This window comes from Paraburkholderia pallida, assembly GCF_004524855.1.
GTDB classification, from domain to species: domain Bacteria; phylum Pseudomonadota; class Gammaproteobacteria; order Burkholderiales; family Burkholderiaceae; genus Paraburkholderia; species Paraburkholderia oxyphila.
Window position 1 is genome coordinate 750,676 of record NZ_CP038149.1, and the last position, 20,135, is coordinate 770,810.

At 63.5% G+C, this 20,135-nt stretch carries 31 protein-coding genes; 14 read left to right on the forward strand and 17 right to left on the reverse strand.

Annotated elements, in window-relative coordinates; genetic code table 11:
* Positions 1 to 85 precede the first annotated feature (85 nt).
* The 15 genes from E1956_RS18560 to E1956_RS18625 all read right to left on the reverse strand — a co-directional run bounded on the left by E1956_RS18560 (position 86) and on the right by E1956_RS18625 (position 12,324).
* Complete coding sequence (locus tag E1956_RS18560) at positions 86 to 3,628, reverse strand: hybrid sensor histidine kinase/response regulator (RefSeq protein ID WP_134751752.1); 3,543 nt, start codon at positions 3,626 to 3,628, stop codon at positions 86 to 88.
* Positions 3,629 to 3,772: 144 nt separating this feature from the next.
* Positions 3,773 to 4,810, reverse strand: a complete 1,038-nt coding sequence (locus E1956_RS18565) for a tyrosine-type recombinase/integrase (protein WP_134751754.1) — start codon at positions 4,808 to 4,810, stop codon at positions 3,773 to 3,775.
* 190 nt (positions 4,811 to 5,000) lie between these two features.
* Positions 5,001 to 5,189: a hypothetical protein gene (locus E1956_RS18570; protein ID WP_134751756.1), complete on the reverse strand. Its 189-nt coding sequence runs from the start codon at positions 5,187 to 5,189 to the stop codon at positions 5,001 to 5,003.
* On the reverse strand, positions 5,179 to 6,066 hold the full coding sequence (locus tag E1956_RS46670) for a hypothetical protein (RefSeq protein ID WP_197732897.1): 888 nt from the start codon (positions 6,064 to 6,066) through the stop codon (positions 5,179 to 5,181). The genes E1956_RS18570 and E1956_RS46670 overlap by 11 nt, the downstream gene beginning before the upstream one ends.
* Before the next feature lie 18 nt (positions 6,067 to 6,084).
* Positions 6,085 to 7,269, reverse strand: a complete 1,185-nt coding sequence (locus E1956_RS18580; RefSeq protein ID WP_134751758.1) for an RtcB family protein — start codon at positions 7,267 to 7,269, stop codon at positions 6,085 to 6,087.
* Positions 7,270 to 7,290: 21 nt separating this feature from the next.
* A complete protein-coding gene (locus tag E1956_RS18585) occupies positions 7,291 to 8,733 on the reverse strand; it encodes an RNA-directed DNA polymerase (RefSeq protein ID WP_472802081.1) in 1,443 nt (480 codons plus the stop codon).
* Entirely contained in the window at positions 8,627 to 9,004 is a 378-nt protein-coding gene (locus tag E1956_RS18590) for a four helix bundle protein (protein WP_134751760.1), read from the reverse strand. Before E1956_RS18590 ends, E1956_RS18585 begins: the two co-directional genes overlap by 107 nt.
* Before the next feature lie 14 nt (positions 9,005 to 9,018).
* Positions 9,019 to 9,480 (reverse strand): Lcl C-terminal domain-containing protein, encoded by a 462-nt coding sequence (locus E1956_RS18595; protein ID WP_134751762.1) that lies wholly within the window; start codon positions 9,478 to 9,480, stop codon positions 9,019 to 9,021.
* A 33-nt stretch (positions 9,481 to 9,513) separates the two neighbouring features.
* Positions 9,514 to 9,879 (reverse strand): Lcl C-terminal domain-containing protein, encoded by a 366-nt coding sequence (locus E1956_RS18600; protein ID WP_134751764.1) that lies wholly within the window; start codon positions 9,877 to 9,879, stop codon positions 9,514 to 9,516.
* 117 nt (positions 9,880 to 9,996) lie between these two features.
* Positions 9,997 to 10,854: a DUF2303 family protein gene (locus E1956_RS18605; protein WP_134751766.1), complete on the reverse strand. Its 858-nt coding sequence runs from the start codon at positions 10,852 to 10,854 to the stop codon at positions 9,997 to 9,999.
* Positions 10,855 to 10,889: 35 nt separating this feature from the next.
* Positions 10,890 to 11,234, reverse strand: coding sequence for a hypothetical protein (locus tag E1956_RS18610; RefSeq protein ID WP_134751768.1), 345 nt, complete (start codon positions 11,232 to 11,234; stop codon positions 10,890 to 10,892).
* Positions 11,235 to 11,257: 23 nt separating this feature from the next.
* Entirely contained in the window at positions 11,258 to 11,467 is a 210-nt protein-coding gene (locus E1956_RS18615) for a hypothetical protein (protein WP_134751770.1), read from the reverse strand.
* A 124-nt stretch (positions 11,468 to 11,591) separates the two neighbouring features.
* Positions 11,592 to 11,717, reverse strand: a complete 126-nt coding sequence (locus tag E1956_RS47395) for a hypothetical protein (protein ID WP_256377789.1) — start codon at positions 11,715 to 11,717, stop codon at positions 11,592 to 11,594.
* On the reverse strand, positions 11,717 to 11,923 hold the full coding sequence (locus tag E1956_RS18620) for a hypothetical protein (protein WP_134751772.1): 207 nt from the start codon (positions 11,921 to 11,923) through the stop codon (positions 11,717 to 11,719). The genes E1956_RS47395 and E1956_RS18620 overlap by 1 nt, the downstream gene beginning before the upstream one ends.
* A gap of 29 nt (positions 11,924 to 11,952) precedes the next feature.
* Positions 11,953 to 12,324 (reverse strand): Lcl C-terminal domain-containing protein, encoded by a 372-nt coding sequence (locus E1956_RS18625; RefSeq protein WP_134751774.1) that lies wholly within the window; start codon positions 12,322 to 12,324, stop codon positions 11,953 to 11,955.
* Positions 12,325 to 12,474: 150 nt separating this feature from the next.
* On the opposite strand from E1956_RS18625, the gene E1956_RS18630 reads away from it, so the two are divergent.
* Positions 12,475 to 12,783 (forward strand): hypothetical protein, encoded by a 309-nt coding sequence (locus E1956_RS18630; RefSeq protein WP_167760067.1) that lies wholly within the window; start codon positions 12,475 to 12,477, stop codon positions 12,781 to 12,783.
* A 4-nt stretch (positions 12,784 to 12,787) separates the two neighbouring features.
* Here the strand turns inward: E1956_RS18630 and E1956_RS18635 are convergent, their stop codons facing one another.
* Positions 12,788 to 13,495, reverse strand: a complete 708-nt coding sequence (locus E1956_RS18635; protein WP_232071714.1) for a LexA family protein — start codon at positions 13,493 to 13,495, stop codon at positions 12,788 to 12,790.
* A 51-nt stretch (positions 13,496 to 13,546) separates the two neighbouring features.
* On the opposite strand from E1956_RS18635, the gene E1956_RS47730 reads away from it, so the two are divergent.
* Positions 13,547 to 13,891: a helix-turn-helix domain-containing protein gene (locus E1956_RS47730; RefSeq protein ID WP_134751778.1), complete on the forward strand. Its 345-nt coding sequence runs from the start codon at positions 13,547 to 13,549 to the stop codon at positions 13,889 to 13,891.
* 168 nt (positions 13,892 to 14,059) lie between these two features.
* On the opposite strand, the gene E1956_RS18645 is transcribed toward E1956_RS47730, so the two are convergent.
* Positions 14,060 to 14,335 carry a hypothetical protein gene (locus E1956_RS18645; protein ID WP_134751780.1) on the reverse strand — a complete coding sequence of 92 codons (276 nt, stop codon included), beginning with the start codon at positions 14,333 to 14,335 and terminating at the stop codon, positions 14,060 to 14,062.
* A 153-nt stretch (positions 14,336 to 14,488) separates the two neighbouring features.
* Between E1956_RS18645 and E1956_RS18650 the strand changes: the two genes are divergently transcribed.
* The 12 genes from E1956_RS18650 to E1956_RS18710 all read left to right on the forward strand — a co-directional run bounded on the left by E1956_RS18650 (position 14,489) and on the right by E1956_RS18710 (position 20,125).
* Positions 14,489 to 14,788, forward strand: coding sequence for a helix-turn-helix domain-containing protein (locus tag E1956_RS18650; RefSeq protein ID WP_134751782.1), 300 nt, complete (start codon positions 14,489 to 14,491; stop codon positions 14,786 to 14,788).
* A 5-nt stretch (positions 14,789 to 14,793) separates the two neighbouring features.
* Entirely contained in the window at positions 14,794 to 15,021 is a 228-nt protein-coding gene (locus E1956_RS18655; RefSeq protein ID WP_134751784.1) for a hypothetical protein, read from the forward strand.
* Positions 15,018 to 15,290, forward strand: coding sequence for a MarR family transcriptional regulator (locus E1956_RS18660; protein WP_134751786.1), 273 nt, complete (start codon positions 15,018 to 15,020; stop codon positions 15,288 to 15,290). Before E1956_RS18655 ends, E1956_RS18660 begins: the two co-directional genes overlap by 4 nt.
* Positions 15,291 to 15,476: 186 nt before the next feature.
* The gene (locus tag E1956_RS18670) at positions 15,477 to 16,634 is read left to right on the forward strand and encodes a hypothetical protein (RefSeq protein WP_134751790.1); all 1,158 of its coding nucleotides are present in this window, start codon (positions 15,477 to 15,479) and stop codon (positions 16,632 to 16,634) included.
* Positions 16,631 to 16,861 carry a hypothetical protein gene (locus E1956_RS18675; protein WP_134751792.1) on the forward strand — a complete coding sequence of 77 codons (231 nt, stop codon included), beginning with the start codon at positions 16,631 to 16,633 and terminating at the stop codon, positions 16,859 to 16,861. The genes E1956_RS18670 and E1956_RS18675 overlap by 4 nt, the downstream gene beginning before the upstream one ends.
* Positions 16,862 to 16,863: 2 nt before the next feature.
* Complete coding sequence (locus tag E1956_RS18680; RefSeq protein WP_134751794.1) at positions 16,864 to 17,253, forward strand: hypothetical protein; 390 nt, start codon at positions 16,864 to 16,866, stop codon at positions 17,251 to 17,253.
* A 10-nt stretch (positions 17,254 to 17,263) separates the two neighbouring features.
* Entirely contained in the window at positions 17,264 to 17,530 is a 267-nt protein-coding gene (locus E1956_RS18685; RefSeq protein ID WP_134751796.1) for a hypothetical protein, read from the forward strand.
* Positions 17,527 to 17,862 carry a hypothetical protein gene (locus E1956_RS18690; protein ID WP_134751798.1) on the forward strand — a complete coding sequence of 112 codons (336 nt, stop codon included), beginning with the start codon at positions 17,527 to 17,529 and terminating at the stop codon, positions 17,860 to 17,862. The genes E1956_RS18685 and E1956_RS18690 overlap by 4 nt, the downstream gene beginning before the upstream one ends.
* Entirely contained in the window at positions 17,859 to 18,110 is a 252-nt protein-coding gene (locus E1956_RS18695) for a phage portal protein (RefSeq protein WP_134751800.1), read from the forward strand. The genes E1956_RS18690 and E1956_RS18695 overlap by 4 nt, the downstream gene beginning before the upstream one ends.
* Positions 18,111 to 18,128: 18 nt before the next feature.
* Positions 18,129 to 18,563, forward strand: a complete 435-nt coding sequence (locus E1956_RS18700; RefSeq protein WP_134751802.1) for a DUF2829 domain-containing protein — start codon at positions 18,129 to 18,131, stop codon at positions 18,561 to 18,563.
* 84 nt (positions 18,564 to 18,647) lie between these two features.
* Positions 18,648 to 18,977 carry an Acb2/Tad1 domain-containing protein gene (locus E1956_RS18705; RefSeq protein WP_134751804.1) on the forward strand — a complete coding sequence of 110 codons (330 nt, stop codon included), beginning with the start codon at positions 18,648 to 18,650 and terminating at the stop codon, positions 18,975 to 18,977.
* A 26-nt stretch (positions 18,978 to 19,003) separates the two neighbouring features.
* Positions 19,004 to 20,125, forward strand: a complete 1,122-nt coding sequence (locus E1956_RS18710) for a hypothetical protein (protein ID WP_134751806.1) — start codon at positions 19,004 to 19,006, stop codon at positions 20,123 to 20,125.
* Positions 20,126 to 20,135: the final 10 nt, after the last annotated feature.

A 20,135-nucleotide genomic window follows, 5' to 3' on the forward strand; every position in this document is an offset into this window, starting at 1 on the left:
GGCTCGATGCGGGTTGGCGCTGCGCGTGTAGCGGCTGCGCCCCGCTCGGGACAAACCAGGCATCCTCAAGCCCCATCGGACCGAATCAAGCCGAATCGCGCGTCGCGGCCTGCTCGCGCAATGCCTCTAGTTCGGCCACCACCGCCTCCGAGAGCTCGCCCACTTCATCGGTCCACCGTCCGGCCTCGCGCAGTGTCGTGCGCAGTTCCAGACAGGCCTCGTTGAGCATCGAAGGGCCCAGCACGGCCAGGCCGCCCGAGACACGATGTGCCCAGTCGCGCAGGCGCTGGAAATCGCGCGCGGACGCGATCTGTGCATAGTCGGCGATATCGTGGTCAGCTTGCTCGACGAACAACGGCACGAGCGCGGGAGATAACGCGGGAAAGCGCGGCACGCCGTCGTCGGCATCGTCGTCGGGCTGGCCCATTTCGGGCTGGCCTATCGGGGGGTGGCCCATCCGGGGCTGGGCCGTTTCGGACTCGCCCATCTTGGGCTGGCCGATTTCGTGATGGCCCATCTTGGGCTGATCCATAGCAGGCTGCCCCATCTTGGTCTGACTCCCGGTGTGAGCGGCAAGGGATTGTGCCGTCTCCGGCGGCGCGACAGCGGCCTGCGTGGCGCTGCGCAGATTCGCCGCTACGTCGGCGAGCACGCGTGCAAGCTCCGCGAGCGGCACAGGCTTGCTCAAATAGTCGGTGAAGCCGGACTGGCGGCCCTGCGCGATCTGTTCGGGCAGGGCATTGCCGCTCACCGCGTAGACGGGCAGCGCCGCCTGCTTCGCGCGTGCGGCCTGCAGCAGCTGGTGGCCGTTCATCTTTGGCATGTTGAGGTCGGTGAGCACGACGTCGATGTGCGCGTCGTCGAGCCGGGCGAGCGCTTCTTCGCCATCCTTCGCTTCAGTCACGTTCGCGCCGAGCGTGCGCAACTGGTCGCGCAGCAGGCTGCGGTTGAGCAGGTTGTCTTCCGCGATCAGCACGTTCAGCCGCCGGAAATCGTTGCCTTGCAGCGCTTGCGTCTCGGCGGAGCCCGCGCGGGAGCCAACACCGGTGCCAGCACCAGGCCCAACGCCAGCCAGCATGGCGGGCGTGTTCGCCGCCGCATCGGTCCGGGCGCGCAGCATCTGCGTGGCGGTGCGAATCCCCGCGAGGCTATAGAGGCTCACTTCCACGCCGCCGTCCGCGCGCGCGAGCGGCACGAGCGGCCCATCCTGGCGCAGCCACACGACGTTGGCCGTGCTGCCCCACAGGCGCTCGACTTCCTCGGCCGAATGCTCGCCCGTCGTCAGCAGGTAATCCCACGTGCCTTCGCGCGGCGGGGGTTCGTTTGCGTTCAGCCAGGTCGGCGTGCTGACCTTGGGGTCGAAGAGATTCGTGAGCCATTCGTGGTTCTCGGGCGCGCGGCACAGGATGGCCGGATGCACGTCGGGCAGGGTCCATTCCTCGCCCGCCGTGAGCGTGCCGTCCGGGCGCAGCGGCAGGGTCACGATCACGCGCGTGCCCACGCCGAGCGTGCTCTCCACCTCGCAGCGCCCGTGCATGAGCTTGGCGAGGCGCCCGCAGATCGACAGCCCGAGGCCGGTGCCGCGCGCCTCGGTGAGCCGGTGTTCGTCGCCTTGCGTGAACGGCTGGAACAGCCGCGCCTTGAGCGATTCGGGCATGCCCACGCCCGAGTCGGCCACGCTGATTTCGAGCGCCTCGTCGCGCCAGTGCGCGCGCAGCACGATCTTGCCGGAGTGCGTGAACTTGAACGCGTTGCTCAAGAGGTTGTTGACGATCTGGGCGAGCCGCACGGGGTCGAAATACAGCCGCGCGGGAATGGCGCGGTCCATCACGAGGTAGAACGGCAGCTGCGAGCGCGCGGCGAGCGGAGCATGGGCGAGCGCGATACGCACGAGCAGCACGGCAATCGATTCGGGTTCCTCAGAAAGCGTCATCGCGCCGACGTCGATCTTCGAAAAGTCGAGCACATCGCTCACGATCTGCAGCAGCTCCGAGGCGGAGATCTGCATGGCCTCGACGCGCGCCTCCTGCTCGGGCGCGAGCGGACCGCGCGCCACCAGCTCGATGTTGCCGACGAGCGAGGCGAGCGGCGTGCGGATCTCGTGGCTCATCGCGGCGAAGAAGCTCACCTTGCTGCGCGCGGCTTCATCGCTGGTGCGCTTCGCTTCGCGCAACAGGCGCTCGGCCTCGTAGTGCTTCGACATGTCGGCGAAGGCGCAGAACATGACGTCCTCGCGGTTCATGGAGGCGGGGGCGTAGGTGATTTCCAGATGCACGCTTTCGCCGTCTTCGCGCACGAGCGAGAAAGGCAGGACGTGGATGGGGGTGTCAGCGCCCGTCGCGGGCGCATCGGGCATGTGCTTCTCGAACTCCACGCATAGCGCGCCGGGCAGCCGGGTGGCGTGAGCGTCGAGGCCGAGCACGTTGCGCACGATCTGGTTCGCGATCACGATCTCGAAGTCGCGCTGGCGCACGATGCACAAGCCAACCAGCGTCGCGTGCACGAGCAGGTGGTTGAGCAATTCGCCTTCGAGCGCGCGCGTGGCCTCGGCATAGGTGCGCTCGAGCACATGCCGGTTCCAGTAGCGTGCGAGCGCCACGAGCAGGGCCACGAGCGCCGCCGTCATCAGCAGGATGATGGCGAGCGGCGTGCGGATCAGCGCGAATAGCGCGTCCCAGGGCAGCGCGAGCGTGTAGTGGCCGAACTGATATTCGAGCGGCTGCTCGCGCAGCACCCAGCCGAAGCGCGGCAGCAATTGAAAGCGCTCGACGGGCAGCGCCGCGACCACGCGGTCGACGTACTGCGCGGCGGGCGGGGACAAGGTGCCGGCGAGCATCGTGCCGTCGCCGTCGAACAAGGTCGGCTCGATGTTTGCTGCGCTCGTGTCGCGCGCGTGCCGCAGCGCGGCCAGATCGACGCTCGTGATCACAAGCGCATAAGGTTTGTCATCCTTAAGAACGGTCGCCGCCGCCAGCACGAGCCGGGGAGAAAAGCCGAGCGCGGCCGGCGGGCGGAACCAGGTCACGTCGCGCCAGCGGCCCGAGCCCAGCGGGTCGATGCCGCGCGCACTCATGCGCAGGAGCGCGGCGTCCACCAGCATGCGCGCGTCATCCGCGCCCTCGCGCAGCGTCTCGCGCGTGGCGTTGTGCGGGTCGGGGGCGAGCTGATACTGCCATGCGGCGCTGCCGTCGAGCAGCACGAACAGCATGGGCGCGTTCAGGCTGATTGCCGAAGCCCGCTCTGCCGCGCGCTCGCACAGCGTGCGCAGCTCGGGCGCGCCCGCGAGGCCCGCGAAGGCCGGCGCGCAGCGTTGCCCCGTCGCGGGCGCGGGCGGCGGCGTGAAGGTGCCTTCCTCCTGCAGCGAGAACAGCAGGCGCAGGCTCGACAGGAAGTTATAGCGCCGCGCAACGTACTCGTTCGTTTGCGCCGTGATCGTGCGCAGTTGCGCGGCCTGGCTCGAGAGCGCGGCCGCGCCGATGCTGAACGCCGCCACGCACGCGGCAACGAGGCCCGCGAAGGCGAGCAGCGCGATCAGCATCGCGAAGACGCGCCGCTCGCGCTTCAGATTGCGCTCGAGCGCCTTGAGCGCGCCAAGGGGCGAAGCCAGCGAGGCGATGCGCCGTTCCATTATGCGAACCCGTGTTCACTCGCGTAACGGATCAGATCTCCGTTAGCCTTCATCTGACAGCCCCTCTCAAACCCTTACCCGGTGCGGATTCTAGCGATTTTTAAAAAAAGTCGCGCCGGGTTTGTGCCCAAAATGAGCCCTGACTTAGCTCACTGCCACGAGCTTCGGTGGTTCGTGCATCAAAACTGCGCTAGCATGCTGCGCAAGGTGGTCAGGGGCAAGGTGAGCGTACTTAAGCACCATCTCGAACGTCGCCCATCCTCCCAACTCCTTGAGTACCTGCAACGGCGTGCCTCCCTGCACGTGCCAGCTAGCCCAGGTATGGCGGACATCATGGAACCGGAAATTCTTGATGCCCGCCTTCCTGCATGCCACTTTCCACCAGTACGCGTCCCATCGGTCGAGCGGCTCGCCCGCGCTCACGAACACGTACTCATCGCTCTTGCCGATCTGCCGCCGCAGGATCGTGAGAGCCTCCTCGTTAAGCGGCACGCCGATAGGCTTGCGTGCCTTGGCCTGATCTGGGTGAATCCAGGCCCGCTTCGCGACGAGATCAACCTGCGCCCATTCCAGCTTCAGAATGTTGGCCTGGCGCAGGCCGGTCTGGAAGCCGAACGCCGTGCAGTCCCGCATGCAGTCGTCCGTCAGCGCACGAAGCAACCGCTTGGCCTCGTCTCGCGTAATCCAGCGTATGCGGATCGCTGGCTCCTCCAGCTCGGGAAGCGACGGCGCCTTGTCGATCCAATCCCACTTGTCTGCGGCGTCGTAAAGCAGCGCGCGAATGGTCGAGAGATACCGGTTGCGAGTGCCTGCCGTCAGCGGAGCTTTGCGGCCCTTGCGCACGGCATCTACCGGTAGGGCGGCCATGATCTCGGCCCGCGTAAGAGACGCCAGGTCGCGTCCCGAGAAAACCCCGCAGAAGTACTCGAGTTGGGCCGCCATGCTCTTGACCGTGGTCTTGCCTATTCTCTCCTTGAGAAACCGCGCTGCCCCCTCCTCGAAGCAGTGGCGCGGCTTCTCGCCCAGTCTCGCCACGCGCCAGGCCTCGTGCTTCAGCTTGTCGTGCAGCTCCTGCGCTTCCTTCCTGTCACTTGTTCCAGTACTTTGTCGAACTCGGCCGCCGCCTGGCGCGCGGAAATCGATGTGCCAGACGTCCGAGCCTTTGCGCTTACGGATTGACATTTTTCGCTCCTTGGTTCCGTCCGCGCCGGTCGATCGGGATTGTACTCCGGCGCACCTTTCAATTTGTCTGGCCAGATGCGCCACTGTCCGCCCACCTTGAAGAACCCCATTTCCACCTTGTGGGTGTAGAGCGTGGAGTAGCAGACGCCGAGCAGCATGGCGGCTTCCTTCAGGCTTAGTGCTTTCTCGTTCAAGCTGGAACTCCCCGCAGAGGGTTGATGATGGTGGCGGCCTTCGCGTGGAAGGCCGCTTTCTTTTCGTACGAGCGTTTCAGCGATGACTTATAGGGCTGCGACAGCGTGGCTTTATTGTTCTCGGCCAGATGAGCCCAGCGCTCGTGCTGCTCGCGATGCCACAAGAACAGCTGGTCAAGCGTCACGGGGCGTCTCCGCTTCGCTGGCGGCCGGCGCGCCGAGCAGCGCGCGCATTTCGTGCATCTCAACCAGCTCGAACGCGCCTGGGAAGCCGTCCTCCGGCTCGGGCGACAGCCAGCGGATGCCGACGGACTTGCAGCGCTCGATGGTCTGTTCGTCCGTCAGCGTTTGCGCTGCGGGCGCGACCTCAAGCATGGCCTGATAGCGCTGGCGGATGCCCGAGATGCGCAAGAACACGGTGTGGGTATGCTGATCGCCGCGCCACGTGCGGTACGCATTCGTCTCGCCTTCATTCAACATCGCGATGAGCATCTCGTCGGTAGGGGCGACTGGCACAAGCTTCCAGCCTAGCGGGGCTTGCGCTGCTGACGCGCGCGCGTGCCAACCCAGATACGCTGCGTTGGCGAGTTCCGGGACGTACGCACCTTCGATCGTGCTAGGGGCGAAGCTGTGTTGTTCTGCCCATGCCTCGAAGGTCGCGCGATCGCCGAACTGCGATCCACAATCGCATGGGCCGTTAGGAAGCGCCGGCGCATTGTGTACCGCGCAATCGCTCGCATGGAGCACCACCTTGCACGCGGGGCACTGACATTGCGTCGGCGGCGCCGCATCAGGGGCGAGATCGGCTCTTTCGTACGTTGCCGCGAAGATAGCCGGATTGCAGGGGTAGAACTCACCTCTCACGCCCTTGATGATCCAGTCTCCGGGTTCGGCGGTCATGGTTCCTTCTAGCGTCTCGATCGCCATGCAGCCTTCGCGCTCGCTGGTGTAGCCGTCGAACTCCACGCGAGCGGCCCATTCCGCGAAGCCTGCGACGTCTTCGTCGAGCGCGGGAAGTTGGAATGCGTCAATGACGACGGGCTTCTTGCGGTATTGGTTCATATCCATGGCTCCTCGCGATCAGGCGCCCTTGACGCACAGAACCTGCTTCAGCACGTGCACGACTTCAACGAGATCGCGCTGGTTTTCCATCACGCCGTCGATGTCCTTATAAGCGCCTGGGATCTCGTCCAGCACCGCGTCATCCTTGCGGCACTCGACGCCTTCGGTTTGTGCGACGAGGTCGGCGAGCTGGAAGCGGCGGCGCGCCTCGGCGCGGCTCATGCGCCGGCCCGCGCCGTGCGAGCACGAGCAATAGGATTGGAGGTTGCCCTTGCCGCGCACGATGTAGCTACGCTGGCCCATCGAGCCGGGGATGATGCCGAGATCGCCTTCGCGCGCGCGGATCGCGCCCTTGCGCGTTACCCACAGATTGCGGCCGAAGTGGTTTTCCTTCTGGACATAGTTGTGGTGGCAGTTGATTGCCTCCTGCGTGATCGTGAAATCGATCGGAATGTGGCGGCGCAGGGCAGCGACCACGGCTTCCATCATCACGCGGCGATTCTCCAGTGCGTAGTCCTGTGCCCACTGGACGCCCTCGACGTAGTCGTTGAAGTCGTGCGTGTCTTCGGGGAAATACGCGAGGTCCCTGTCGGGTAGGCTGATGAAGTACTGCTCCATACGCTTCTTGGCGCGCTCGATGAAATAGCGGCCGATCAGGTTGCCGACACCGCGCGACCCGCTATGCAGCATCACCCAGACGTCCTGCGCCTCGTCGATGCACAGCTCGATGAAGTGATTGCCGGAACCCAGCGTGCCGAGCTGGGCGTGCATGTTCTTGTTGTGGATGCCGCGATGCTTCCATGCGAGCTCAGCGTAGCGCTCATGCAGCCCGGCGTGCAGCGCGGGGAGGCGCCCGGGCTGGTGTGCGCCGCCGGTGCCGAGCGGCACGTCGCGCTCGATCTGATGACGGATTTCCGTCAGGCTGTCGGGCAGATCGCGGGCCTTGAGCGAAAGGCGCACGGCGTTCATGCCGCAGCCGATATCGACGCCGACGGCGGCGGGCACGATGGCCTTGTCCGTCGCGATCACGGTGCCGACCGTCGCGCCGATGCCCGCATGCACGTCAGGCATGCAGGCGACGCCGTTGCCAGCGATGAACGGCAGGCGCGCGATGTTCTTCAGCTGTTGCAGCGCGGTGTCTTCGACCTCGTCGGTCCAGATCTTGATAGGGCGTGCGCCTTCGTCCTGAATAACTTGTTTCATGGGCATCTCGCAATTGAGCAGTTATGCGGCAGAGCCGCGAAAGGTCTTTGTGAAGGCGGCGTCCACCGCGCGCCCGCGTGAGCGGATGACGTTCGCAAGTTGTGCGCGATCGTGATGACTGGCGGACGCCTGCCGTAGCAGCCCGAAATATGAGTTGGCAACCTGCATAAGATCGAGATCCGGCGTGTCCGCAACGCGCCGCATGGCTTCGTTGCGCGTGCGCTTGCGCGTCGTGCGATGCCAGGGCTTGATAACCTGACCCACAAAATCAATGCCGCGGTCGATCGGCTGCAGGATGGTCTTCGTCGGGTTGATACGCGCTCCCAGTCGCGCAGGCAGGAAGGCATCCAGATCGGCCAAGGCCGCGTTCAGGAATGCCGGCGAATCGTGGAGAATCACGAAATCGTCCACGTACCGGATGTAATGCCGCGCCTGCAGCTGGTGCTTCACGCGCTGGTCGAGCTCGTTCAGGTAGACGTTCGCAAAGAACTGGCTGGACAGATTGCCGATCGGAAGCCCTAGATGCGGAGCCTGTTCCATTAGCCGCTTGTGAGGCGGCACGCGCTCGAGCAGCTCGCGCGGCCCGCGGTATTCGAAGTCGCCGCGCGGATCGTGCATCAGCACGAGCTCGGTCAGCTCGCGCCAGAATGGTTCGGCGATCTTCGCGTGCAGCAGCTCGAGCAGGATGCCCTTGTCGATCGAGACAAAAAAGTTCGCGAGGTCAGCCTTCAGGTACCAGGCCGCCTTCGACCAGTTTTGCGTGATCGAACGCACCTTCACCTCGAGACGCTGGGCGGCATAGAGCGTGCCGCGTCCCTTGATGCAGGCGCATGAGTCAGCAATGAACGAGCGCTCAAAACGCGGCGCGATGCGGCGGTAAAGCAGGTGATGCACGACGCGATCGCGGAAATCTGCTGCCCAGACCTCGCGGGGCTTCGGGCGCGTGATCACGAAGCAGATCGAGCGCCCCGGCGTGTAGCTGCCGTCGATCAGCTCGTCGTAAAGCAGGCGCAGGTTGCGCTCGAGACGTACTTCGAACGCGAGCGCGCTGCGGCTATTGCGCTTCGTGCGCCGGCAGTCGAGGTAAGCCTCGACCAGCTCGGCGAACGTAAAACCATCTTCCCAATCTGCGGACGGCGCGAGCGCGAAGCTCGTTGTTCTGGTGGTTGTTGTTCTGGTTGCCGTTGTTGAAGTTCTGATACCAGGCCCAGCCGGAAAAATCGTGCTATCTACGTCGCCCGGCCGATTGCTCAGCCGGGAAACTGCGCCGGACCGGAGCGCCTGCTGGCGGACGGTATCCGTGGTGCGCGTGGCGGTGGCCTCGTGAGCCAGCGGCACGACCAGATTGAAAGATCGCTCAGCCATGGGAGCCTTGACCTCCACGGAGCGGGCGATTGCCTGCGGATTTCCTCCATGCGGTGGCCTGCTTGCCGATGCTCGTGGTGAGCTCGACCGCGCGCGCATACGCGCCGCCGTCGAGCTTGCGCTTGTTGAAGCCGAGCCGGAGCAAGAGGTTGATCACCTGCAGGCGCTCGATGAGTTCGAGCAGGTGCGGCGACTTGTCGCCGGCCACGTTGGCGCGGTATACGAGCACGATGATCTCGATGCATTCGAGATTGATCTTCTCGCCGATCGAGCGCTTGAAGTTCCGCTGCATGTTCGTGACCACATCGGTCACGACATCCAGAAGATCTTCGGCGGCGCGATAGATCGGCAGTTGGGTATGCAAGGCCACGGTGGTTTAGATCGTTAAATTACTGAAGGAATGAATCTGCGGACGGCGCGAGCGCGAAGCTCGTCGTACTGGTGGTTGAGGATCTGGTCGCCGTAGCCGAAGCGCTGAGACCAGGCCCAGCCGGAGTTTTCCTCGTGCGGCTCGCCCGACCAATACCAGGCCGATTCGAACTCGGCCTTCAGATTGGCAAAAAGCAGTGATTGCTCGCGGCGAGTCGGCAGAGATGCATCGCGCTCGGCGGCCCATTCGCATGCCGCCTTCCAGTCGACGCTTTCGGCCTCGCCGGGAAGCAGGATCAGGTGGTAGTCCTGCTTGCCGTCTTCGCCGAGGACAAGGCCCGCGTAGCGCTCGCCAGGCGCGAGCGGGATCTTCACGCCAGCGACAACGTGCTCGGTGGGCATCGGTTGCGCGCGAAAGGCTGCGATCAGTTCGCTGATGCGCGAATGCTCGGCCTCGATCTGTTCAAGCGTGATCATGGTCTGACGCACTCCTGATGAATGGATGAAGGGTTAAATGGACAATCTGCGGACGGCGCGAGCGCGAAGCTCGTAGAACTGGTGGCAGGTGAGCTGGTAGCCGACGTCGAAGACCTGACACCAGGCCCAGCCGGAATACTCGGGATCATCGTCAGGGGTGTTCGACCAGTAGGCCGCTTTCTCGAACTGGTCGCGATGCTTCTCATAGGCGATTACCAGCTCGGCGCGCGTTGGCAGATCGCCGCCGATGCTCTTCGCCCATTCCATCTGGGCCTGCCACGATGCGTTGTCGTTATCGCCGGGCAGCAGGATGGTGTGCGTGACGTCGCCATTTGCGTCGACGAAGCCCCCGAGATAGATTTCGCCTTCGGCGAGCGGCGGCAATTGAACTTGCTGCATGACTTCTCCTTGTTTGAAAAAGGACCGGCCCGCGTCGGCGCCGGTCAAACACGCACTGCACTGCGGGAGCCTCCCCGCGCTGCAGATCGGCCGCGCGGGCGACCGGTGTCGGGATCCTCAGCTGACGAACGCGTCGCCGAAGAAGAACGGATTGCCAGTCTTTTCTCGGATGGTCTGGATGATCGTTGCCGATGCCGATTCGAGGATCTTGTCGGTGCGCACGAGCTCGAACCAGAAGTTGAGCTTGCCGTCGCGCACGCGGTAGCGCAGACGCGCGTCGACCTGGTATGCGTCGCCGTTCCAGAAGACCGGGATGCCGATCGCGAACCGCTCGAACACGGCCATCTTCTGGAGCGTCTGTGCGTCGTCGTCCTGCACGAACGAGAGGTTGACGCCGCCGTTGGAGAGGCGGATCGCGCTCTTGAAGCGCATGTCCTGCGTGGCTTCGAACGAGAGTGCCATCTCGAGCATCATCGCGCCGGTCGGCAGGCTCACGCCGTCCGGCGAGGCGATGTCCTTGAGGTTATCCTCGATGAACGCGGCAAACTCGGTCTGGCTCATGGCCTGCTTGTGCTTGCTCGTCCAGCGGCGCCATTCCTCGCTGAACTCCGGCGAGAAGAAGGCGCGGTGATCGCGCCACGCGGCGCGCTCGGGATCGGCGCCGTGGTCGTTGATGATGCCGGTAAAGGCCACTTCACCCTTCACGTAGTCGGCCTTGCACCAGATCGTGCAGTCGGTGAGCGAGCCGTGGCGCTTCACGTAGTCGATGAAGCTGTCGGCGTCCTTCAGGCGCACGACAGCGCGCTTGCGTAGCGGCGCGGCCAGCTTGCCCGAGTCGTCCTGCTGCTCGAGCGTCCAGCCCGGCGGCAGCGCGACGCGACGAAGCGCGGCGGCGGTATTCGATGCGATCTCGACGGGGGTCTTCAGCTCGCGCGCAAGAGTTTCCGCGAGATTCGGTTCGTGTTTCGCTTCCATGTGATCTTCGAGTCCTGTGTGGATGGAGGGGGGGGTTAGGCCGTCTTGAGCGCCGTCGGAGGGGCGTCCGATGCTCCGGAGACTTGCTTGATGTCGAGCTTTGCCTGACGCGGGTCTTCGGCGATGAGATTGCCTTCGGGCGTCGCGAAGAGCATGGCTTCCATCGGCTCGTCGCCGGGCTTCTTCACGGTGACCTTCCCCGCGATGTGCATTGCGCCGCCGCGCGTGGCCTTCTTGACAGCGATGGTCAGCGTGATCGTGCCGCCTTTGCCGCTGGCGTCCACGGCATTGACGAGCGCGGCCAGCTCGTCGCTCGCGTTGTCGAGGAACGTGCCGCCGCCGATATGGCGGAGCGTGTCCATGATGGGTCGAGCAGACATAGGTTCACCTTTATGGGGATTGGTTACTCAAAATCGCCGCTTGCGCGGCGGCGGCCGTCGTGCGCGATTGCACGTGGCCTGGATTCTTCATGCTTCACGCGACGACGTGCGGCTGCTTCGAGCACGCGGCGCAGCGGCCCCGGTGAGAGCGCTTCCATTGCGGAGCCTGTACAGCGCATTTCGCGGAATTCGCGGGCGATCTGCTCGGGCGTAACGGGTGGCAATGCGTGCATGTCACTTCCTCCGGAGGCGCTCAATCAGCAGTCCGATGCCCACGCCGGCAGCCGCAGCGCAGATGACTGCGGCAACTAGGAGTGCGAACGTTTCGAGGCTGTACATAGGTGAGCGTTTTCGGGATCAGGTGCAGCTCTTCGCGTGACACGTGACGGTGTGATGGTCGAGCTGCTCCATCACGCCGACTGCGAGCGCCCAGAAGCCGAGCACCACGAACGCGATGGCCCAAAGCTTGAAGAGCGCCCACATCACCAGGCCCCGAGCAGGCGGTCGATGATCTCGACAAGAAACGGCGTCGAGGCGAGGAGCGCGAAGCAGAGCAGGGGCCGCTTCGTGGTGCGCCGCGCGTACTGCTCGAGCTCCGCGTCGGCCATGCGCGGATAGCCGCTGGGCCGCGCCTCGGCGCGCGTGACGGGCTGAACGTGCGTCTGTTCGATGCGATCGATTGTGATCATCGTCACTCCCCGAACGAATTGATGAATGACTAAATCGACAATCTGCGGACGGCGCGAGCGCGAAGCTCGTAGTACTGGTGGTCGCGGCTCTGGGTGCCGTAGCGGAAGTCCTGAGACCAGGCCCAGCCGGAATTGCGCTCGTAGACCTCCTCGCTCCAATACCAATCCGGCTCGAACTGATCGCGACAACGTGCCCAGAGCATGGCCTGCTCGATGCGGTTGGGCAGTGAGCCGCCGATAGATGCGGCCCATTCCTTGGCGTCCTTCCAGTTGACGTCGGTGCGCTCGCCGGGGAGGAGGATCACGTGATGGAGATTGCCGGACTGATCGCCGATGATGCCGACGTAGATTTCGCCGGCCTGAAGTTCAGGGAGCTGAATGGCTTGCAGGAGATGTGACATTGATCGCCTCGGTTGTCGCCGCGTCGTATGTGACGACGGTGAGGCGAAGTATCGGCTATCCGATAATATAAGTCAATCGGATAGCCGATATTTTTTCTGGCTATGCTGCGGATTCATTCAACAGCAATGAAAGATGGGACGGGGGACACGATGTGGAATATCAGGAAGTCGGCATCGGTTGCCGTGTTTGCAGCGATTGGCGTTGCCGGTTGCGCAGGCGTCACAGACGTTGTTTCGACCGGGTCGGACACATTCATGGTGGCAAGTCACAGCACCATGGGCTGGTCGTCAGGGCCGGCGCAAAAGGCTTCGGCGTTCGAAAAAGCAGACGCTTATTGCAAGCGGAGTGGCAAAGAGATGAAGGTTTTGCAGGCGACCGACTCTGGTAACGGAGGGTTCGGAAAGATTTCATCCGGCGAGGTCGATTTCAAATGCGGCTCGCTCGCCTCCGAAAAATAACGCTTCACCTAGTTCTTCGATACTTCCGACGGTGCTCGGTCATCGTCCCGATCACGCGAAGTTGCATTTCGTCGCTGCGCATGATCGGGTAATCGGGATTGAGGGGGACGAGCTCGAAGATCTCATTCCCATTTGGGTCGGTGCCGCGGACGCGGTACTTCTTGAATGTGGCCTCTTCCTTGGTATTGCGCGCTGCTACGTAGTCGCCAGGGCGCGGAATGACTTCTGGGTCTATGCGAACCCGGTCACCGTCCTTGAAATCAGGGGTCATCGAATCACCCTTGATTTCAAGGAAGAACGCCCATCGGGAAGCGTCATTGTCTCCGTACTCGACGGCGAAGCCGTCTTCGGGCGCGTAAGGCGCTTCGATCTCTGTCAGGCGCCCAGCCTGGATGTGGGACAAAACGGGATAGCGGCGCATCCCTCCCGTGGCTTGAGACGCGTTTTCGAAGGGCGCCCCATACGATTTAGCATCCGGATAGCCTTGACCAGACGCAAGCCAACTGGCGTTTACATCGTAAAGACGGGCTAGGTGAGGCGTCCAGATCGACGCCTCATATTTGTCGTTCTCCAACTCAGAAAGCAGCGATTGCGACATGGTCAATCGTTCTGCCACAACGCTCTGCGTGAGCTTCTTCTCTTTGCGCGCCCATTTGAGGCGATCGCCAAACGTTCTAATGATCGTAGCCATATCGGCATTCTGATATTTCAAGAATCGGCAATCCGATTGACTTTGTATCGGTCTGCCGATATTCTTCGTAGCATGAACTGGAAACTCCTCTTAGCCCGGCTTGCTGAGCAGGGCATTACCCAAGTGCAAATAGCGGCCGAGATCGGAGTGCGGCAATCGACCGTCTCTGGGCTCGCTTCCGGAGCACAGTCCAGCCTGCGTTGGGAGGTCGGGCAGCGTTTGATCGGCCTTCATGACCGGCTCTGTCCCGAACCGGTTGCGCGTATGCGCCCGGCTTCTGCGGTTCCGTTGATTGAAAGGAAAGCCACGGGGAAGGGCGACGCAGAAAGCGCACCCGAACCGGAAACAGAGAGCACGACAGACGACGTACAACCGCCTGCAGGCGCGGAGCCGCATGTAGGGAAGGGGCAAGCATGAAGCGCCCGCTGACACCCGAGGAATTGCGCCAACGCCGTCGAGCGCGCACTGCAAAGATTGCCGCGCGACTCGCGTCGGTGGCTCGCCGAGAGTCAGTTGGCAGGTGGTTTGATCGCAGCCGCCCGCGGTTCAATTGGGAGCAGCCCGGGCGCGGCGCTTCAATCGCTTTTAACGAGGCCCCTCTCGCTTCAGGGACGCAAGAAATGCGTTCGTCGTCTGAAGCTGGGTCTGCTGCTGCGCCTCCGTCGGCGGCGAGTCGTCCTGACATCCAAGCATTGTCTCGATCAAATCGCGAAAGCGTCGTTCGACTTCTGCAGGCGACGGATGAGATTCGGCAAGAGCATGAATCGCCGCGACGTGGACAGTCTCTCTGGTCGCTAGCGCGACGACTTGTTCTGACAGTGCAACGACGAGTGTTTTGAGTTTTTCGAGTTCTGTTGTCATTTGAGCCTCTGGTTGTGGAAGGGATTGACGTAGGGGTACGCAATTCTGACATGGCTGGAGGCTCCTTCTAACAAGCGGCGTTGGCGATAGCCGCAATGTAGTAGGACCGGGATGCACAAGCATTCCCGGGGATTTGAACGGGTGAGAATACAAATGAACGGACCGTTTACGCCGGGCTCGCGCAAGCCGAGTCTCGAGCATGCGCTGCGCGACGCGATTCGCGACTCGGATCGCCAAAACCTGATTCTTGAGGCAACGGGCTGGGACCGCTCGATGCTCTCGAAGATCACGTCGGGACAGGCGGGCATCACGATCGACAAGCTCGACGCGGTGCTGGGCGTGCTCGGCCATTCGCTGGTCACGCGCCGCTATCTCGACGCCATCACGACGCTCTGCGAGGTCGGGGCGTCGTGCGAGTGCGCCCGTCAGGGCCTAGGGAACTGCGGCCGCTGATTCGCATGCTCGAGCAAATCGCCATCGGATTGCTGAGTGTGGCGGCCGTTTTCCTGTCTCAGGATGAGCACGTGGCGCGCCGTCGCTACGCGTGCTTCTTCGGCCTCGCATCGCAGCCCTTCTGGTTCTACGCAACGTGGAAAGCCCACCAGTACGGGATTTTCGTGTTGTCCTTCCTTTACACCTTTTCCTGGCTTCGCGGCTTCGCGAGCCATTGGCTGGTGCGTGCATGAGCCTCTATCACGAAAACTTCGTCTGGCCTCTCGACATGCCTGGCTTGAAGAAGCTGGTGCTGTGTTACGTCGCGCGCGAGGCGCGCCTCCAGTCGTCCGAGGCTGAGCTGACTATCCGCGAGATCGCGTTTCGCTGCGGTGTGAGCGACAGCGCGGTGCGCACGTATCTGAAAGAGCTCGAGCAGGACGGCCACATCACGCGGCTGGTGGGCCCGGGCAAGACCGTTGTCTATCGCGTCAACCTCGGGGAGGCGGCATGTTCGGCCTAGAGTCAATGCTCGTCGGCGTCTGGGTGACGGTGGGGGATGGTTTCTTCGGATCCGCCGCGATACCTCGTATTGAGGATGAGCGCGCCGCGCAGACTAGCGAACAGGCTGCGCCGACCACATGCATTTCCTGCGGCTCGACGAAGGACGAGCGCGGCGAATTGCCCTGCGGGCATTAGGAGAGCGTCCGTGAGTCATTACGCCTTCCAATGGGCGAAACGCCAGCGCGTGGGTGATTCCACGACGAAGACCGTTTTGAAGACCTACGCGAATTGGGCCAGCGAGGACTACAGCACGTGGGTGACCAATGAGGAACTCCTCCTGGACACGGAGCTGAACATCCAGACGATTCGCAAGGCGCGCGCGAAGCTGATTGTACTCGGCTATCTGATTGAGACTCAAAAGCGCATTGGCGAGACGCGCAGCATCGTCGTGTACCAGATGGTGGCGCCTGCCGGGTCGGTCATCGTGCAGGCTATCGACCAGCGCACTGGGGAAACCATCTCGCTCAGTCCGCCTTCGCGTGAGGAATACGAGGGTAAGCCAGTCCAAAAACGAAGCCCCTCCAAATTTGGAGCCTCTTCGGCCAAATCGGCCAAGAGGGGTGAAAAATCAAGCCCCTCCAAAACTGGAGCCCCTCTAAATCCCACGTCAAGCCCCTCCAAATCCCACGTCAAGGGGGGTGAAATCCCACGTCAAGCCCCTCCAATTTTGGACCCCAATAAAGCAGATATTGCTTTAGAGAGCAGAGACAGCAGCAACGCGCGTGAGGATGGCGGTGTGGATAACTTTGCTGCCGCTGCTGCTGTGAATTCGAAAGGCGTAAACGCGGAGCCGGAGCGTGAGCTCTCGGAGCTACTGGTATCTCTGGAGCGCTCACGCGCCAAAGACCTCACGATCGATCGAAGCCGGGACCGCGTTCACGTGCTGGCGTGGGTCGGAAAGGGCGTGACGCCCGGCCTGCTGCGCGAAGCGCACGGTCTCGCTGTGGCGGCGCGTATGCGAGACAAGAGCGATCACCCGACCTACGTAGGCTTCGTCGCATCGTTCGTCGACCAGGTGCTGGCGGACAAGCAGACCGGCAAGCCGGATGGGTTCGATCCGACGACATGGTTCGAGACGCAGCCCGGTGTCGATGCGCGCGCTGCCGAGCTGGGCATGCGCGAGCGCAAAGCCGACGAGGACTGGCGCTCGTACCGCGTGCTCGTGGCCAAGGCCTCGCGCGAGCCCCGCGCCATCGAATTCGTGCTCAATGACGCGCAGCGCTTTAACGCCGTCGACCTCTACCACTTCGCGCGCACCACGTTCGGTGACGCGCTCATGCCCGTGGACGACTACGCATCATGAACCCGCAAACCGAACAGGCCTTCTGGCTCGTCTGGTCGCCGACCGGCGCGACGCCGCCGAAATTCCGTCACCCGACCGAAAAGGCCGCGACGGAAGAGGCGGAGCGGCTCGCGATCACGCACCCGGGCACGCTGTTCGTGGTGCTCGAATCAATCGCCGCGCGCCGCGTCGACAACATGCACCGCACGACGTACGCCGGCGGCTCGCTGACCACGCCTCCGTTCTGACCATGAGGAAAAGTGCACTCAGTGCCGGCGTGATGCATCCCACGAAGCTTGCCGTGCTGCGCATGGTCGAGGAGACCGGCGAAATGGATTGCAACGAGATCGCTGTCCGTCTGGAGATTTGCGGGAAACAGGCTCGCACACTCACGCGCGCGCTCGTCTTGCAGGGCTATCTCCGGGAGCGGCAACAGCGCCGGTCTGGCAATCGCGGTGCGCCGAATCGGCGGGTCGTATGGCGTTCGGATCTGGCGATTGAGGAAAGTGTCGTTGCTCCCGATGAGTGGTCGCAAGCAACGGGTGATTCAACGTGGTGGCCGTCTGCAGACCTTGTGGTCGAGACGGCGATGCGTGAAATGTTGAGGGTTGGCCATGGCGCACCGTCCGAACAAGCGTGAGAGCGCCCACATGGGTCGCGTCGCGAAGATGGCCTGCATCTGCTGCACGCTGCTCGGCCGCACGCAGGAATCGAAGACAGACGTGCATCACGTTCGCGTCGGCCACGGCGGGGCGCAGCGCGCGGGGGACTTCTGCACGGTGCCGCTTTGCCACGACGACTGCCACCAGGGGAAGAACGGCGTGCACGGCGACCAGACCTACCTGCGGATCCTGAAGGTGACGCAGATCGACCTTCTCAACGCGACGATCGAGCGGCTTTACGGAGATGCGCGATGAAGCTCGTTCTCACGGTCGAGGTGCCGAGCGTTGTCGCAGTCGAGGTCGGCCGCTATCGCCGCCTGACCTACGTGCCCGGGGACTGCGAGCTCAATTCGCGCGTGCGCGCCGTGCGCCGCCTCGTCAATCGCGACGGCACGTTCGAAGCCGAACGCGTCGAGGTAGAGGTTTTTGTGCCCGAGGATCGCCGCCGCGCCGTTGAGACGCATCGCTCGAACTGGGTGACGCCCGAATACCTGCGCTGCAAGGCGCTGGTGAGCAAGAACCGCAAGTCGCTGGCGGCGTTTATGGACAGCGGCGATCGCGAATGGAATCTGGAGGACGCATCGTGAGCGCATACGCCTACATCCAATGGGCCGATGTTCCCGCAACGCTGGCGCACAAGAGCCGTCAGCGCGTTGACGAGGCCACGAAGCAGCAGCTTGTCGCATTCGAGGGCTGCCCGTTCGCGGGCGAGCTCGAGCAGCTCGCTGGCGGCCGCCTGCAGGTTGCGTTTCCGTTCCCGATCAATGCCGACCTTCGCGCCCAGATGGTCGACTGGCTGTTGCATTGGGGCATTTCGTTCACCGTCATCGTTTGACCAATCTCAGGAGCATTCATGCAGCGCTATATCGGAACCAAGATCGTGTGTGCGGCGCCCGCCGTGCACGATGGCCGCGACGGCTACAACGTGCTGTATCCGGACGGTTATCGCAGCTGGAGTCCCGCCGAGGCCTTCGAGGGCGCTTACCGCGAAACTGACGAAATGTCGTTCGGCCTCGCGCTCGAGGCGCTGAAGAAAGGCCATCGCGTCGCGCGGTCAGGCTGGAACGGGAAGGGCATGTGGCTCGCGCTGTCGTGCAACGGTGGCCGAGAGGTGCCGGCAGCTGGATTCTGGGCGCCCGCGAATCGAGAGTATGCGGAATCCCAGCCCGGCGGCGTTGCGGTCGTGCTGCCGTCGATCACGATGAAAACCGCCACGGGCGAAATCCTGATGGGCTGGCTGGCCAGCCAGACGGACATGCTGGCGGACGACTGGCTGATCGTCGAATAACTCGTGGAGTGGCCCGTGAGCTGGGGCGGCGGATGTAGCGCATAAGACCCCGGGCGCCCCGCAAATCAATCGGAGAAAACAGACGTGGAAAACCAGCACCGCAAGATTGCCGGCTATCGCGAGCTCTCGCAGGCCGAAATCGAGTTGATGAACCAGATCAAGCAGAAGGGCGCCGAGCTGCTCGGCTTGCAGGCGCAGTTGGCTGGTCTGCTGTCGACGGATGCCGAGGCGAAGAAAGCCGCCGCCCAAAAGTCGACGACGTATGAGCCGTGGCAGCAGGGCGGCAGTGATGAGTGCAGGGAATATCGCCGCTTCATGGAGGCCGAGCCGCAGCGCTGGGCGGCGATCGGCAAGACGGATATCCAGACCGGGATCATGGCGCTGGTGCGCGCGGTTGCGCAGCCGGCTGTCTGACCTCAATTCAATCGGAGAAAGTAGGCATGAGCGAAGAGCAACAGAACCAATCGACGGGCCTTCTTGGCGAGCTGCGCAATTTCGAGCAGAAGCTCGAGCACGCACTTCACCTGGACGGTGAGGGAAACGCTGCTGGTGGTGCCTCGTCGGGCCGGCCGTTGCAGGGCGAGATGTCTGCGCAAGGTGCGCCGGGCTCGAACGGCGCCATTGAGCATGGGGCTGGCGCGGCCGCGCAGGGGGAGATCGATGTGGTATCTGCGGGAGCCGCACCGTCCGGTACTTCCGGTACGACCTCTGTCGTCGGTGCGGAATCGGGCGCGACTCCGGCCGCCGGTGAGCAGGGAAACGTGATCGGCGCTGCCCAGGTTGCGACGGATGGCAGCGCCACTGCGACGAGTTCGGATGCGGCGTCATCGACCCAGACGACCCAGGCGAACCCTTCGGGGGCTTTCCTTGGAGCTGACCCGGGAAACGCCACGCCCGGGCAGGCTTTGAATGCTGCCCTGTCGACGCAAAACCAGTCTGGTTCCGCGCCGCAAGGTGATGTGGGGGAGTTGTCTTTGTCGCCTGTCTCTGGCGATGGCAATGCGGGTGAAGCGGGAAACGTCCTTGCCGCGAATGCGGCCACCCCGACAGCGTTGGAGGGCTCTGCGACGTCTGCTACTTCGCCCACCCCGAGCGGCCCGGGGGCGCAGGAGGGAGCTGCTGGCGGACCCCTCGCGGACTCAACGCCGCTTTCTGGCTCGCTTGCGTTGCCGTCGTTGTCGCAGGTTACGGGCATGGCCGCGGCTGGTGGTGAGGGAGACGGATCCGGTTGTACTTCGGAGGGCGTGGAGGCGGGAAACGCGCCGACCGATGCCGGCGCTGCGGCGGCGGGTGCGAATGGATCGGCTGGTGGCGGTGTCCCCGGTGCAGCTGACCCAAACGGCAGTGCGTTGGCTGCGGACGCTGCCTCCGCAAGCGCCGCAGCATTGTCTGCCCAAGCTGCGTTGCAAGCCGCCGGCACGCTGGCAGCCAAAACTTCCGCCGTCCCCAGTAGCGAGGTCCGTCAGCACGTGCTGAATATCAAGCGCCTGCTGGCGGGCTTTGAGACGCGGACCGTGGAGCAGATCCTCGCCGAGCTCGAGGCGATCGAGCGCAAGGTTTAACCCACTTACC

What these genes read in the sequence shown, in the direction of transcription:
- E1956_RS18625 (WP_134751774.1), bottom strand. Translation starts at nt 12,324, where the DNA reads ATGTCACATCTCCTGCAAGCCATTCAGCTCCCTGAACTTCAGGCCGGC.
- E1956_RS18655 (WP_134751784.1), top strand. Translation starts at nt 14,794, where the DNA reads ATGCTCGAGCAAATCGCCATCGGATTGCTGAGTGTGGCGGCCGTTTTC.
- E1956_RS18685 (WP_134751796.1), top strand. Translation starts at nt 17,264, where the DNA reads ATGGGTCGCGTCGCGAAGATGGCCTGCATCTGCTGCACGCTGCTCGGC.
- E1956_RS18565 (WP_134751754.1), bottom strand. Translation starts at nt 4,810, where the DNA reads ATGTCAATCCGTAAGCGCAAAGGCTCGGACGTCTGGCACATCGATTTC.
- E1956_RS18580 (WP_134751758.1), bottom strand. Translation starts at nt 7,269, where the DNA reads ATGAAACAAGTTATTCAGGACGAAGGCGCACGCCCTATCAAGATCTGG.
- E1956_RS47395 (WP_256377789.1), bottom strand. Translation starts at nt 11,717, where the DNA reads ATGTGGGCGCTCTTCAAGCTTTGGGCCATCGCGTTCGTGGTGCTCGGC.
- E1956_RS47730 (WP_134751778.1), top strand. Translation starts at nt 13,547, where the DNA reads ATGAACTGGAAACTCCTCTTAGCCCGGCTTGCTGAGCAGGGCATTACC.
- E1956_RS18595 (WP_134751762.1), bottom strand. Translation starts at nt 9,480, where the DNA reads ATGATCACGCTTGAACAGATCGAGGCCGAGCATTCGCGCATCAGCGAA.
- E1956_RS18675 (WP_134751792.1), top strand. Translation starts at nt 16,631, where the DNA reads ATGAACCCGCAAACCGAACAGGCCTTCTGGCTCGTCTGGTCGCCGACC.
- E1956_RS46670 (WP_197732897.1), bottom strand. Translation starts at nt 6,066, where the DNA reads ATGAACCAATACCGCAAGAAGCCCGTCGTCATTGACGCATTCCAACTT.
- E1956_RS18690 (WP_134751798.1), top strand. Translation starts at nt 17,527, where the DNA reads ATGAAGCTCGTTCTCACGGTCGAGGTGCCGAGCGTTGTCGCAGTCGAG.
- E1956_RS18560 (WP_134751752.1), bottom strand. Translation starts at nt 3,628, where the DNA reads ATGGAACGGCGCATCGCCTCGCTGGCTTCGCCCCTTGGCGCGCTCAAG.
- E1956_RS18610 (WP_134751768.1), bottom strand. Translation starts at nt 11,234, where the DNA reads ATGTCTGCTCGACCCATCATGGACACGCTCCGCCATATCGGCGGCGGC.
- E1956_RS18615 (WP_134751770.1), bottom strand. Translation starts at nt 11,467, where the DNA reads ATGCACGCATTGCCACCCGTTACGCCCGAGCAGATCGCCCGCGAATTC.
- E1956_RS18630 (WP_167760067.1), top strand. Translation starts at nt 12,475, where the DNA reads ATGTGGAATATCAGGAAGTCGGCATCGGTTGCCGTGTTTGCAGCGATT.
- E1956_RS18680 (WP_134751794.1), top strand. Translation starts at nt 16,864, where the DNA reads ATGAGGAAAAGTGCACTCAGTGCCGGCGTGATGCATCCCACGAAGCTT.
- E1956_RS18585 (WP_472802081.1), bottom strand. Translation starts at nt 8,733, where the DNA reads ATGCGCGCGCGGTCGAGCTCACCACGAGCATCGGCAAGCAGGCCACCG.
- E1956_RS18710 (WP_134751806.1), top strand. Translation starts at nt 19,004, where the DNA reads ATGAGCGAAGAGCAACAGAACCAATCGACGGGCCTTCTTGGCGAGCTG.
- E1956_RS18600 (WP_134751764.1), bottom strand. Translation starts at nt 9,879, where the DNA reads ATGCAGCAAGTTCAATTGCCGCCGCTCGCCGAAGGCGAAATCTATCTC.
- E1956_RS18660 (WP_134751786.1), top strand. Translation starts at nt 15,018, where the DNA reads ATGAGCCTCTATCACGAAAACTTCGTCTGGCCTCTCGACATGCCTGGC.
- E1956_RS18700 (WP_134751802.1), top strand. Translation starts at nt 18,129, where the DNA reads ATGCAGCGCTATATCGGAACCAAGATCGTGTGTGCGGCGCCCGCCGTG.
- E1956_RS18650 (WP_134751782.1), top strand. Translation starts at nt 14,489, where the DNA reads ATGAACGGACCGTTTACGCCGGGCTCGCGCAAGCCGAGTCTCGAGCAT.
- E1956_RS18605 (WP_134751766.1), bottom strand. Translation starts at nt 10,854, where the DNA reads ATGGAAGCGAAACACGAACCGAATCTCGCGGAAACTCTTGCGCGCGAG.
- E1956_RS18620 (WP_134751772.1), bottom strand. Translation starts at nt 11,923, where the DNA reads ATGATCACAATCGATCGCATCGAACAGACGCACGTTCAGCCCGTCACG.
- E1956_RS18645 (WP_134751780.1), bottom strand. Translation starts at nt 14,335, where the DNA reads ATGACAACAGAACTCGAAAAACTCAAAACACTCGTCGTTGCACTGTCA.